The organism is Mycobacterium asiaticum, from assembly GCF_001673635.1.
In the GTDB taxonomy this organism is placed as follows: Bacteria; Actinomycetota; Actinomycetes; order Mycobacteriales; family Mycobacteriaceae; genus Mycobacterium; species Mycobacterium asiaticum_C.
On record NZ_LZMH01000069.1, the window covers coordinates 290,830 to 302,839 of the forward strand.

Genomic DNA, 12,010 nt, shown 5'->3' on the forward strand with positions numbered 1-12,010 from the left:
GCCCGTCACTCCACCACAACGGCATCGGCCAAACCCGCCTGCTGGGTTGCACCGGCGCGCAACCGCTCGTCGCAGAGCTCGCTTTCGGCACGTGCGGCACGCACTATGTGATCGCCGGCCCGAAACATCTGGCTGTCGATTTCGATCGGCATGATGGGAAGGTCGGCCGCCTGACGCAACAGCATGACCGCCAAAGGACCGGACGTCCGGCAGGGCACCACAAGCAGGTTGGCCGAGGCGTGACTTCCGCTGACGGTCATTAGCCGCTGGCGAATGGCCAGATTGCCGGGCAGCGAGGGCTTGGCGCCGCAGAGCACGTCGAGGTCCGGCGAAGCCTGCAAGGACGACCAGTTGACGCTGATATCGACGATTTCGCCTAACCGGGGCGAGAGCACATCGATCAGCTCGGGAAGCTCTCGCGCAATCGAGGCTGTATGGGGCCACCACGCGCCATCGATCGCCGACCCCAAGACATGCGCAAGGGTGAGTCGGACCGGGCTGGCCAGGCGTCGCCCACGCATCGCGCTGTTCATAACGGCGACGCAGATTTCCGTTGCGCCTGTTGGCAATCCATAATCGATCCTTCTTCGGGTTGACCCGGCACACTCAGGTGAGGATCGACAGATGAGGCCGAACGCAGACGATCGTTGAAGTTTTCGGTATCGCGCGGATCGCCGTCGGCTGGAAAGTGTTCGCTTTCAATCCTACACCGCGTAGTGCCGAATCAAGGGTGTCGGTCGACGACCAATGTATTTATTTGTGCCCCGATTTGCCGCACTCCGCTCCCTCAGGAACCGAGAGATCTACGAAAACGCTAGCGAGAACAGTGATGTCGCGTAACGGACGTGATCACCACGAGTTCCCGATCGTCCCACCCGGGCGTGCTAGTCTGACGCGGGATGTTTTTCGACATCCGTTTCAAGTGAGAGAAGTTGATTAAGTATGACACAGGGAACTGTGAAGTGGTTCAACAGCGATAAAGGCTTCGGATTTATCGCCCCCGACGGCGACGAGGGGGATGTGTTCGTTCACTACTCCGAGATCACCGGTGGCGGTTATCGGTCGCTCGAGGAGAACCAGCGGGTTCAATTCGAGATCGGCCAAGGCGCCAAGGGTCCCCAGGCGTTGGGTGTGACAACCATTTAACAACACCTGATTCGTTACTCATGGGCTGGCAGGCAATGTCCTGTCAGCCCATTTGCGTTGTAAGGCATTACTTCTCGATCGCGGTTCAGGGCGCGCCGGGGCGCTCAGCGGCCCACGGATGCGCCGACTCCAGTTGCGCGGCAACGCGAATCAGCACGTCCTCCCTGCCGTAAGCAGCGGCGAGCTGAACACCGATGGGCAGCCCGTCGGCATTGCGGTGCAGGGGAAGGCTGATCGCCGGCTGTCCACTCATGTTGAACGGTGGTGTGAAAGCCGCGAACTCACCGCCGCGGCGCATGGGCGACGTCGGGTGTTCCGGGTTGTTCTCAAACTCCGCCAACGGAATGGGTGGCTCGGACACCGTCGGGGTGAGTAACAGATCCCACCCGTCGGCCCACCACTGCTGCAGCGCACGGCGGAAGGCGTACACGGCGTTCTCCGCCGCGGCATAGTCGACCGCACTCACGTGCTGCGCCCGCTCGATGAGCACCCAGTTCACCGGCTCGATGTCCGCAGCGGTCACCTCGCGGCCCAGTGTCGCACTGAAGCCACGCGCCGCCATCGCCAGCTGCGTGGCCCACAGCGCCATGAACTTCTGCTGCAACGTCGTATCGGCCAGACACGACGGCCATGCCGGCTCGACGATGTGCCCGAGACTTTCCAGCATCGACCCGGCTGAGCGCACCGCGGCAACACAATCCTGATGGACGAAACCGCCGCGCGGATGGAAGTCGAGCAGTCCTATACGGAGTCGACCGGGTTCGGCACCGACCTCCTCCAGGTACGGCCGCACCGGCGCGGGCGCAATGACGGTGTCACCGACGCCGGGTCCGCGCACCGCGTCCAGCAATCCCGCCGTGTCGCGCACCGTCCGGCTCACGCACAGCTCCACGCCCAGACCCACCTCCGCGCGTAGCGGGCCGACGGTGATCCGGCCCTGGCTCGGCTTGAGCCCCACCAGTCCGCAGCACGACGCCGGGATCCGGATGCTGCCGCCGCCGTCGGAGGCATTGGCGAACGGGACCATCCCGACCGCCACCGCTGCGGCCGCGCCGCCACTGGAGCCACCCGGGGTGCGGTTTAGGTCCCATGGGTTGCGGGTCGGCCCCCAGGCCAGCGGCTGCGTGGTGGGCAGGCTGCCCATCTCGGGACTGTTCGTCCGCCCGGCAATGACAAGTCCGGCAGCTTTGAACCGGGACACCAGCGTGGTGTCGGCGGTGTCGATCCGGCCCGCGTCTTTGAGCGCGACGTTGCCATTGGACATCGTCTGACCGGCGAAGCTGGTGTAGAGGTCCTTCAACAGGAACGGCACGCCGCGGAACGGGCCGTCGGGCAGCGCCGGGTCGGCCGCCACCGACCGGGCGTGTTCGAACCACTCGATGACCACCGCGTTCAACGCCGGGTTGGACTGTTCGATGCGTTCGATTGCCGCGTCCAACAACTCGGTGGGCGTCACCTCGCCCGCGGCGACCAGCGCTGCCTGGTCGGTGGCGTCCATCCAGCGTGTTTGTTCGGCAAGGCCTGTCATGGCTCTTGGTCTACCACGCTGCCGGATCACGCCTGGCGCGCCGCCTCCTGAACGAGTTGCACCCGCGAGGAAAGAGCCAGCTTGGTGTAAATGTGGGTGAGGTGACTCTCCACCGTCCGCAATGAGATGAATAGCTTTGCGGCGATAGCCTTGTTCGCCAAACCGTTACTCACCAGGTCGACAACAGCGCGCTCGGCGGGTGTGAGCGATCCCCATCCACTACTCGGGCGCTTCCGTTGGCCGCGGCCCCGTTGCGCGTAGGCGATCGCCTCCTCGGTGGACAAGGCGGCGCCTTCCGCCCACACCACGTCGAAATCGTTGTCGCTCAACGCCTCCCGCAGGGCAGTGATCGCTCGGTCATGATCGCCGTCATAGGACTTGAACCGGACAGCGCCCATCCGCTGCCGCAGTGCTTGCGCAGCACCGAGGAGCCTGGCTGCCTCGGCGTGACGGTCGGCATCCACGTTCAATGTCGCCAGCAGTTCGAAGAGTTGGGGGACGGCGAGCACCCCTTCGAGGCTGACCGCCGAAGCCAGGGCGTCATGCACGTCCCGTTCCGCCGCTTCCGATTTCCCTTCGGCGATCGCTACGCGTGCCCGAGTCGCCAGCGATAACAGCCGATGCCAGCCCACGCTCTCCGCGACGGCGGCGTCGGCCTGCCGACGCGCCCTGTCCAGGTCGTTCTGGGCCATTGCTGCCTCTGCGCGCAAGTAGAGGTACATCTGTTGATGAAAACGGTTGACCTGCAGCTCCTCCCAGGCCGCGGTGCTTGCCGATGCAAGGTCGCCGACGGCGCCTGCAGCCAGGGCCGCCTGAGCATGCACACCATGGGCATTGCCCAGCCAGAGACCACCGAGATCGGTGATCACCCCCATCGGCGCGCTCAGCACAAGCCGCGCGGCCGGAATATCGCCACGGTACGACAGCGCCAGGCCGCCAAAGATCGTGGCCAAAACCCACGAAAGTGCGTCCTGGGTCGCCTGCGCGTCGATTTCGATCTCGCGCAGTCGGGATGCGGCGCCGACCACATCGCCATTGACCAATTGCGCCCAGGCGAGCCAGATGCCGCAGTACCGAAGAGTGAATCGATCGCCGCTCTCGGTCGCCATTCGGTACCCCTCGCCGGCTACTTGCCGCACGTTTGTCGGATCGCCGGCCAGGAATGCGAAGCTTGCCTGCCAGCCGAGCACCTGGCCAAGAGTCCACTTATCGCCCAAGGAGCGCGCCAAGTTGAAAGTCTCGTCGAAGTAGTCCTGTTTCGCTTCGCCCTGACTGGCGGCCATGACGGCACGGGCGGTGAGCGCCCGCAACAGCAGAGCCGGGTCGCCGATCTCACGAGCCATCCCCACCGCCTGCTCGGCCCAATCACCGCCATCGGTACCGACAGCCCAGGTGTGCAGGACGGCCTTGTCGGCTAACGCGCGCGACACCGCGGACGGTGATACTTCGCCGGAGTGGCTTTCGGCGAGTGCGGCATCGAACCAGCCCATCAGGGCCTCTTGAATGCGACCGCGAACCACCCAGAGCGGGGCCAGTAAGGACGCCATTCGCAATGCGGTTTCGATATCTCCCCTGTCGAGACTCCAACCGAACGCCGCCCGCAGATTGTCAATCTCCGCTTCGGCCAGCGCGATGTACCGCCCGTCGCTCGCTCGGGCCGGGTCGTCGAGTGCGCCCGCGATGGCCAGGTAATGGTCGCGGTGCCGGGCACGCACGTCCTCGCCTTCCCCGGACTCACCCAGCTTCTCCAGCGCGTACTGACGCACGGTCTCAAGCAACCGGTATCGCGTTGCTCCATTGGCGTTTTCGGCCACGACAAGCGACTTGTCGACCAACAGGGTGACTTGATCCAAGACCTGGTAGCGCTCGACGTCGCTGCCCCCGGCAACAGCGCGCGCCGCCGCCAGGTCGAAGCCGCCAACGAACACTGCCAGCCGGCGGAACAGCACCTGTTCGGCTTGGGTCAGGAGAGCGTGTGACCAGTCGACCGACGCGCGCAAAGTTTGCTGGCGACGCACCGCCATGCGGGTGGTGCCGGTGAGCAGACGGAACCGGTCGTGCAGGCTGTCCCGGATCTCTTCGACCGACAGCGCACGCACCCGCGCCGCCGCAAGCTCGATCGCCAGCGGCATGCCGTCGAGCCGCCGGCAGATCTCGCTGACCGCAAGCCCGTTTTCACCTACCACGAAATCGGGCCGGACCAGGCGCGCACGATCGACGAACAATTCGATCGCCTCATCGTCCAGCGACAGCGACGGCACCCGTCGCGTCGCCTCGCCCGCGACACCGATCGGCTCGCGGCTGGTGACCAGCAGTCGCAACCCGGCGCAGCCGCCGAGCAACGCTTTGATGGCCGACGCCGTCGCATCCAGGAGATGCTCGCAGTTGTCCAACACAACGAGCATCTGCCGGTCGCCGATGAACGCCAGCAGCGTCTCCCTGGTGGAGCGGCTCGGCTGATCGGGCAGACCCAGCGCGCGCGCCACCGCGATCAGCACGATGTCCGGGTCGGCGATCGGAGCCAGGTCAACGAACCACACTCCGCCGTCCATTCCCTCGGCCATCGAAGCCGCAGCCTCTACAGCCAGGCGGGTCTTGCCTACCCCGCCCGCTCCGGTCAACGTCACCAGCCGGCCGCCGGATAGTGCATCACGCACCTCGCTGACCTGTTCTGCACGCCCGATGAAGGTAGTCAGCTGGGCCGGAAGATTGTGCTTAGCAACCGTTTTCACTGTTCGCAGCGGTGGAAACTCGTTGTCGAGATCCGAATGGCACAGCTGCAGCACCCGTTCCGGGCGCGGGAGGTCGCGCAGTTGGTAGGTCCCCAACTCCGACAGCCACGCGTCGGCAGGCAAGTTGTCGAGAACCATCGCCTCGGTCGCACTCGACAGCACAGTTTGGCCACCGTGGGCCAGGTCGCGCAGCCGGCCCGTGCGGTTGATGGCCGGTCCGATGTAACTGGCCTCGCCACTGTCTGGATCGCGCAGCTGGATATCGCCGGTGTGCAGGCCGATGCGCAGCCGGATCGGCGTGAGGTCGGCCAGTTGCAGCGCGAGCGCACAAGCCACCGCATCGCCGGCCCGTTTGAACGCGACGACGAAGCTGTCCCCTTCGCCCTGGTCGATGGGCCGAACGCCGTGATGCGTGCCGACAAGATCCCTCAGGGTGTGGTCCAGCCGCGCGACGGCGGCCGCGGCCTCCTCGGGCCGGGTCTCCCAGAGCCGCGTGGAACCTTCGATGTCCGCAAGTAGCAGCGTCACCGTGCCGGTCGGCAGCTCGTGCACGCCCAAGTCGCTCCAGTTCAACGTGTCCAGACGGGCTGTTGCGCTCATGCTATCCAGCATCTCGGCGCTACCCACAGCAAAACATCCGTGCAAACTCGCAAAGAACCGTCTTTCCCGCCACCGGAAATGCCCGATTCGCCGTCCGCAGCCAACGCCTTTAGGCTCAATGGACACCACTCAGCGGGGGGAAACGCCATGAGAGTGCCTATCGGGCTGTTCGCGTCCAAGTGCATGCGTGCGCTGGCCGCCGCTTTTGCCTGCCTGGCCATTGCCTCTTGTGCCACCACCGCGACCGTCACACCCCCCGCCGCCCACACCACGCCCTCCACCGTCAAGCCGCCGCCCAACACCGTTGCGCCGCCACCCCAGCACATCAGCGCGTTGGCGAAAGATTGGAAAACCTACGGGGAAACCGTCTACTTTGGGTGCCCGAGTGAATTCTCGGCCAGCAAATCCGCACTCGAAGACATTCGGCCCAAAATCCTGGACCCGAAATCCGCCGATTTGATCATGCCGGCGGTGCCTGCGGTCGCGGCCGGCGAAACCGTCACCGGCGCCATGTGCGCGCTGTCGAACAACGTCAGCGACATGAAGGTCGTGTACGTCGTCACCACCGTCAAACCGCAGAACGGGCCGCAGCCCGGCGCCGCAAGGACCACCGCCTACGTGTTCGACCTGAAGTCCAGTCAGCCGCTGGCCACCAGGGATCTGCAACCACCCAACCCCGAGCTCAAACTGGCCGCCGCAAAGGACTGGCGACTTGCGCCGACCACAACCGGCGTCGCCTGGATCAACGCTTACGCCGATGCCCGTGGAACGCCCGCACCTCCGCGGACGGTGGTCCTTTCCAACACCGATCTGGCTGAGCTGTGGGCTGACCCCCAGCAGGGGCGAGTTTGGCAAGACGTGCTGTCCTTCCCGCGCAGCACCGTGCCCGGCAGCACGGTAGGCGCGGAATTACGCCTGCCCACAGGCGAACCCATCTATCAAGACAATGACGTCGCCACCGTAGAGGGCGAGTTAGCCGACGGGCCAGACAAATTGGTGCAGATCACCCATTGGGATTCCCAGAACCCACCGGTGATGTCCACCGAGTTTTTCGACCTGGGAACCCGCGCACTGATCAAAATCGTTGACAGCGAACGGATTTCCGGTGGCGGCCTGGTGGCGACTTTGTCGGACGGGAAGTTGTTCGTCGACGGCCGCGGCTCGGATACGTCGCAGTTCGGCTACGGCGTGTGGAATCTGCGCACCCAGCACTGGGATCTGCTGACCAACCGAGACGACGCCAAGAAACAGCCGATCTCGAAGCTGTCGTTCTTCGGTGACCACCTGTATGTGACCAACACCGGCGGCACGTTCTCGGTGCTCGCCCTGCCCAGCACCGACCCGGTCGCATCCACCTGGTCGGGCCGACCGTTCGGCCGGATAACGGGCTGGACGCTGGTCTGCCAGGGTGAGACGGCGCCCGCCCAGCGGGGCGACTGCAAGGAGATCGTGCTGGTGCAGGACGCCGACGGCCGTTACCCCGGGCCCTGGTTCTGAGCGGCGAAATCGTCGACGACCGCAAGGTCGTACGCCCCGGCATCGGTGCCCAGGCCGCCGGCCACGTGCGCCGCCACAGCGCAGCCCAGCCGCGCTGACTCGGCCAGATCACGCTCCAGAGCGCGGCCGAGGATGAATCCCGCGGAGAACGCGTCGCCGCATCCGGTGGTGTCGACGACGTCCACCGCATAGGCGGGCACCGCGAAGGCGTCATCCGCGGTGACCACCAGCGCGCCCTCCTGCCCTCTGGTGACCGCGACACAACCCACGCCGGCGGACAGCAGCTTCCGCGCGCCCGTTTCCAGGTCAGCCTCACCGGTGAAGCCAAGGACCTGCTCGTCATTGGGCAACAGGTAGTCGGCGTACGGAAAGGCTTCGGTAATCCAGGCCAGCAGGCCCGGGTCACCGGCAGCCAGAATGTCGATCGAGGTGCTGCAGCCGTTGGCCTTGGCGTGCCGCAGCAGTGTTGCGGCAGCGGTCCCGCCCAGGAACTCAGGACCCCCCAGATGCACATGGGTAACGCCGGCGACCTCGTCGAGGTCGACCGCATCAAGGCTGAAGGCGGCGTTGGCTCCCACACAGTGCCATGCGGGCCGATCACCGTTGGGCCGCACCGGAATCACCGACGCCGAGGTCTGGCTCCCCGGGACCCGCGCCAAACCCCCGACATCCACACCATTGGACCCGAGCAACGACAACAGGATGTCGCCGAGCGAGTCGGCGCCGATGGCTCCATAGGAGCGGACGCGGGCTCCGAGGCGGCTCAGCACGACGGCGGTGCCACCCGCGGTGCCGGCCGGGGACACCTTGATCGTCTCCACCAGCTGACCGTCGGACCCCTCCGGAATCGAGGCAACCCCGACGATGTGCGTGTCAAGGACGTGGACGCCGACGACGGCGATGTCGGGCTGAGTCACAGTGTGGTTCCATTCACTCTGGGCGGCCGGAATTCACCGCAGCCAAATGGTCGTTGACGAGTGCACCACAGTCAAAAGGAGTTCTGCCAATGAGTGAACGCGTCGCCATCATCACCGGCGCCTCGCAGGGGATCGGTGACGCACTCGTCGCCGGCTACCGCGACCGCGGCTACGCCGTGGTGGCCAACTCGCGCCGCATCAACGAGAGCAGCGATCCCTTGGTGCTCGCCGTACCGGGCGACGTCGCGCAGCCGGGGGTCGGCGGTCGCATTGTCTCGGCGGCGCTGGAGCGTTTCGGCCGGGTCGACACCGTGGTCAACAATGCCGGGATCTTCGTACCCAAGCCGTTCACGGAGTACACCGACGCAGACTACGACGCGATCACCGGAGTGAATCTACGTGGCTTCTTTGAAGTTTCGCGTGCCGCCATCGCCGCCATGCTGTCCCGCGAAGGCGGCGGGCACGTCGTCAACATCTCCACCAGCCTTGTCGACCACCCGAACTCCCAGGTTCCCTCGGCGTTGGCGTCCCTGACCAAGGGCGGACTCAACGCCGCGACCAAAGCGCTGGCGGTCGAATACGCGCACCACGGCATCCGTGTAAACGCGGTCGCGCTGGGCAACATCCGCACTCCGATGCATGACCCGTCGACGCACGACTTTTTAGCTCGGATGCATCCGCTCGGACGACTCGGTGAGATCAGTGAAGTTGTCGACGCGGTGCTCTACTTGGAGGGCAACTCGTTCGTCACCGGCGAGATTCTGCACGTGGACGGAGGCCAAAGTGCCGGAAACTGACGCAGCACAGATGGTTCGTGCGGTGATGGACGGCTGGAAGGCGAACATCGACGCGCACGAACCGCAGCGGGTCGCCGAGCTGTTCACCGACGATGCCATCTTCCAGGGTCTGCGGCCGTACAGCGTTGGGCCGCAAGGCGTTGCCGCGTACTACGACTCGCAACCGCTCGGCATGACGGTGTCCTATGACATCCTGGAAACCCGTCCGCTTGCCGGTGCCGTGCTCGCATACCTGCACGCCGACTTCTCCTTTCCCGACCGGCCGACGATCAGCGTTCGCATCGGCGTCTTGATCACCGAGGGCGAGGGAAAGATCGCCTATTACCAGGCTTCGCGGACCGAATAAACCACTAATCGGAAAGCGACGGGTCGACGTCCAACCCAAAGTCCCGCTTACCCTGCAGGCGTTTTGCCACCGCCAGCGCAACGCGGACGTCCGAGGGCGGTTTGTCGTTGTCGAGTGTTCCCTTGGTGATTGCCAGCGCGATCATGATGTCGGCGTAGGTGATCAACAAACCTGTCCAGAACGCCCACCGCATCTGCGGATCCGGCTGCGACGCAAAGAACATGATCAGGAAGATCGGCCCGACGATGCCGAAGATGAATATCATGAATTGAATTCCGAGGTACCGCTTGAACGTAGACACCGCTGCTCCTCAGTTCTCGTTCGCCCGTCTCGCCCGGGCACGTCGCTTTCCCTCATGCATCGCGGCCACCCGAGCGACCGGAATCGCGCGACCTTGCTCAATCAGATCATGCGGCAGGCGTTGCGGCCCGGGCATCGAGTCGGCCCAGGGGTCGCTGCCGCCGAGGGCTTCGATCGCCGAGTGGACGGTGAAGTCGGCGGGGTTCACCCGATCCAGGTCGGACCAGTTCAACGGAAATGACACCGGAGTGCCTGGGCGCAGTCGCGGGCTGTAGGCGGCGGCCACGGTGGCACCCCCCGCGCGTGTCGCGTCGACGAACACCTTCCCCGCGCGGTCCTCCACGATGAACGCCGTTGTCGCCAGCGCAGGGTCGAGCGCTTCGGCGCGGGCGGCGAGGGCCCGGGTTGCCGCCGCGACATCATCCACCGGCGCGTGGTCGTCGATCGGTACGAACACGTGAATACCCTTGGCGCCGCTGGTCTTCACCGCACCGCCCAAACCGCAGTCCTGCAGCGCATGACGCACAAGCTGAGCGACTTTCACGACCGCGGCAAAGCCGCCCTCGGCGGGCGGGTCGAGGTCGAGCACGAGATGGGTGGGCCGATAGATGTTGTCGGCCAACCCCAACGCGGGGTGGTATTCGACAGCTCGCTGATTGGCGAGCCACAGCAGCGTCCGGCGGTCGTCGCACAGCGGGTAGTGCACCTCGCGATGGGACGCCTCCGCCCAGATGACCACCGTTCGCACCCAGTCCGGGGTGTACTTGGGTGCGTTCTTCTGCATGAAAGGCGCGCGCCCGCGCAGCACCCGCAGCACGGTCAACGGACGGTCGGCCAGTGCGGGCAGGATCCTGTCGGCCACCGCGTCCAGGTAGTCGATCAGGTCGCGCTTGGTGGCGCCGGCCTCGGGACTCAGCGGCTGGTCCAGGTTGGTCAGCTCGACTCCCGCCCGCTGCTCACCGGCGCCCATATGTAAAGCCTATGCGCATCACATTGACAGCTTCGAACCGCGCCGCGAGGACTATCGTGTTGGGTAAATGCAGTCAGTTCGAGGGCGGGTGCGCGCCGTGAAGTTGTTGATGGCAGCAGTGTTGGCGGCGGCAGCGCTGACCTTGGCCGGGCCACCCCCCGCACACGCCGATCCGATGCCGCCCGGTCCCGGCTGCTCCGATGTCAGTTGTCACCAGCCGCCCCGAGCGCTACCCGCTCCGACTCGCGGAGTTCAGGGATGCGTTCGCGGTGCCTGCGTCCCGAGGCCCGAACTACCCCGGACGCGGCACTAGGCTCCCGGTGCGCTGAGAGTCACCCGCTAACGTTGCGCGCTATGGGTGTCTTGGATGGACGGGTTGCGCTAATCACCGGAGGGGCCCGCGGGCAGGGCCGGGCGCATGCATTGGCGCTGGCGGCCGAAGGCGCCGACATCGTCGCCGCCGACGCACCGGCACCGATGACGGGCCTGACCTATCCCCTCGGCACCGAGGATGACCTGCGCGAGACGGCCAAGCTCGTCGAAGAGCTGGGGCGGCGGTGCCTGCCGGTGGCCGTCGACGTGCGGGATTCGGCGCAGGTCAACGCGGTCGTCGAGCAGACCGTCAACGACATGGGCAGCCTGGACATCGTGGTGGCCAACGCCGGCGTGGTCAGCACCGGGCCGCTGGATGAGGTCACCGATGAGATCTGGCGGCAGCTGGTCGACACCAATCTGACCGGCGTGTTCCATACGCTGCGGGCCGCCATCCCGGTGATGCGGCGGCAGCGGTTCGGCCGGGTCGTGGTGACCTCGTCCATGGGCGGTCGGATGGGCATCCCTGAACTCGCGGCTTACAACGCCACCAAGTGGGGCGTGATCGGACTGGCCAAGTCGGTCGCCCTCGAGGTCGCCAAAGAGGGAGTTACCGTCAACGTCGTCTGCCCGACCACGACGCAGACACCGATGGTGCAGCCCACCGGCGGCGACGACATCCCCGACGACTTGGTGCGCCGGATGATGAAGGCCAACCCGATTCCGCAACCGTGGCTGCAACCGCAGGATGTCAGCCGCGGCGTCGTCTACCTGGTCACCGACCCCGGAGTGGTGACCGGCAGCGTGTTGGAGATTGGTCTGGGCGGTAGTGCGCGGATCAACTGATGCCCTATTCGACCGACAA

Annotated in this window: 11 protein-coding genes; 5 read left to right on the forward strand and 6 right to left on the reverse strand. The window is 65.7% G+C overall.

Translation table 11 applies throughout. The features are described 5' to 3' along the window. Positions 1-5 precede the first annotated feature (5 nt). Positions 6-533: a DUF5994 family protein gene (locus tag A5645_RS20110; protein ID WP_065035421.1), complete on the reverse strand. Its 528-nt coding sequence runs from the start codon at positions 531-533 to the stop codon at positions 6-8. 409 nt (positions 534-942) lie between these two features. Between A5645_RS20110 and A5645_RS20115 the strand changes: the two genes are divergently transcribed. Then, a complete protein-coding gene (locus A5645_RS20115) occupies positions 943-1,146 on the forward strand; it encodes a cold-shock protein (protein ID WP_065035420.1) in 204 nt (67 codons plus the stop codon). Positions 1,147-1,231: 85 nt separating this feature from the next. On the opposite strand, the gene A5645_RS20120 is transcribed toward A5645_RS20115, so the two are convergent. Continuing rightward, a complete protein-coding gene (locus tag A5645_RS20120) occupies positions 1,232-2,674 on the reverse strand; it encodes an amidase (RefSeq protein ID WP_065130774.1) in 1,443 nt (480 codons plus the stop codon). 26 nt (positions 2,675-2,700) lie between these two features. Then, on the reverse strand, positions 2,701-6,006 hold the full coding sequence (locus A5645_RS20125; protein ID WP_253867076.1) for a LuxR C-terminal-related transcriptional regulator: 3,306 nt from the start codon (positions 6,004-6,006) through the stop codon (positions 2,701-2,703). 147 nt (positions 6,007-6,153) lie between these two features. Here A5645_RS20125 and A5645_RS20130 point away from each other — a divergent pair, with 147 nt between their 5' ends. After that, the gene (locus A5645_RS20130; RefSeq protein ID WP_436405514.1) at positions 6,154-7,503 is read left to right on the forward strand and encodes a hypothetical protein; all 1,350 of its coding nucleotides are present in this window, start codon (positions 6,154-6,156) and stop codon (positions 7,501-7,503) included. On the opposite strand, the gene A5645_RS20135 is transcribed toward A5645_RS20130, so the two are convergent. Beyond that, positions 7,482-8,420, reverse strand: coding sequence for a carbohydrate kinase family protein (locus tag A5645_RS20135; protein ID WP_065130776.1), 939 nt, complete (start codon positions 8,418-8,420; stop codon positions 7,482-7,484). The genes A5645_RS20130 and A5645_RS20135 overlap by 22 nt on opposite strands. A gap of 89 nt (positions 8,421-8,509) precedes the next feature. Here A5645_RS20135 and A5645_RS20140 point away from each other — a divergent pair, with 89 nt between their 5' ends. Both A5645_RS20140 and A5645_RS20145 read left to right on the forward strand, forming a co-directional pair. Then, entirely contained in the window at positions 8,510-9,217 is a 708-nt protein-coding gene (locus A5645_RS20140; RefSeq protein ID WP_065130777.1) for an SDR family NAD(P)-dependent oxidoreductase, read from the forward strand. Further along, positions 9,204-9,563, forward strand: a complete 360-nt coding sequence (locus A5645_RS20145) for a nuclear transport factor 2 family protein (RefSeq protein WP_231123098.1) — start codon at positions 9,204-9,206, stop codon at positions 9,561-9,563. Before A5645_RS20140 ends, A5645_RS20145 begins: the two co-directional genes overlap by 14 nt. Before the next feature lie 4 nt (positions 9,564-9,567). Here A5645_RS20145 and A5645_RS20150 read toward each other — a convergent pair whose 3' ends face one another. Together A5645_RS20150 and A5645_RS20155 are read right to left on the reverse strand one after the other, a co-directional pair. Continuing rightward, a complete protein-coding gene (locus A5645_RS20150) occupies positions 9,568-9,864 on the reverse strand; it encodes a hypothetical protein (RefSeq protein ID WP_065035416.1) in 297 nt (98 codons plus the stop codon). A gap of 9 nt (positions 9,865-9,873) precedes the next feature. After that, entirely contained in the window at positions 9,874-10,833 is a 960-nt protein-coding gene (locus tag A5645_RS20155; protein WP_065130778.1) for a DNA polymerase domain-containing protein, read from the reverse strand. Positions 10,834-11,187: 354 nt separating this feature from the next. Between A5645_RS20155 and A5645_RS20160 the strand changes: the two genes are divergently transcribed. Next, positions 11,188-11,991, forward strand: coding sequence for a mycofactocin-coupled SDR family oxidoreductase (locus tag A5645_RS20160; RefSeq protein WP_065035414.1), 804 nt, complete (start codon positions 11,188-11,190; stop codon positions 11,989-11,991). Positions 11,992-12,010 lie beyond the last annotated feature (19 nt).

Bases quoted from the DNA above. Each gene is read 5' to 3' on its own strand.
- A5645_RS20155 (WP_065130778.1), bottom strand. From the start codon at position 10,833: ATGGGCGCCGGTGAGCAGCGGGCGGGAGTCGAGCTGACCAACCTGGAC.
- A5645_RS20160 (WP_065035414.1), top strand. From the start codon at position 11,188: ATGGGTGTCTTGGATGGACGGGTTGCGCTAATCACCGGAGGGGCCCGC.
- A5645_RS20125 (WP_253867076.1), bottom strand. From the start codon at position 6,006: ATGAGCGCAACAGCCCGTCTGGACACGTTGAACTGGAGCGACTTGGGC.
- A5645_RS20120 (WP_065130774.1), bottom strand. From the start codon at position 2,674: ATGACAGGCCTTGCCGAACAAACACGCTGGATGGACGCCACCGACCAG.
- A5645_RS20110 (WP_065035421.1), bottom strand. From the start codon at position 533: ATGAACAGCGCGATGCGTGGGCGACGCCTGGCCAGCCCGGTCCGACTC.
- A5645_RS20140 (WP_065130777.1), top strand. From the start codon at position 8,510: ATGAGTGAACGCGTCGCCATCATCACCGGCGCCTCGCAGGGGATCGGT.
- A5645_RS20115 (WP_065035420.1), top strand. From the start codon at position 943: ATGACACAGGGAACTGTGAAGTGGTTCAACAGCGATAAAGGCTTCGGA.
- A5645_RS20130 (WP_436405514.1), top strand. From the start codon at position 6,154: ATGAGAGTGCCTATCGGGCTGTTCGCGTCCAAGTGCATGCGTGCGCTG.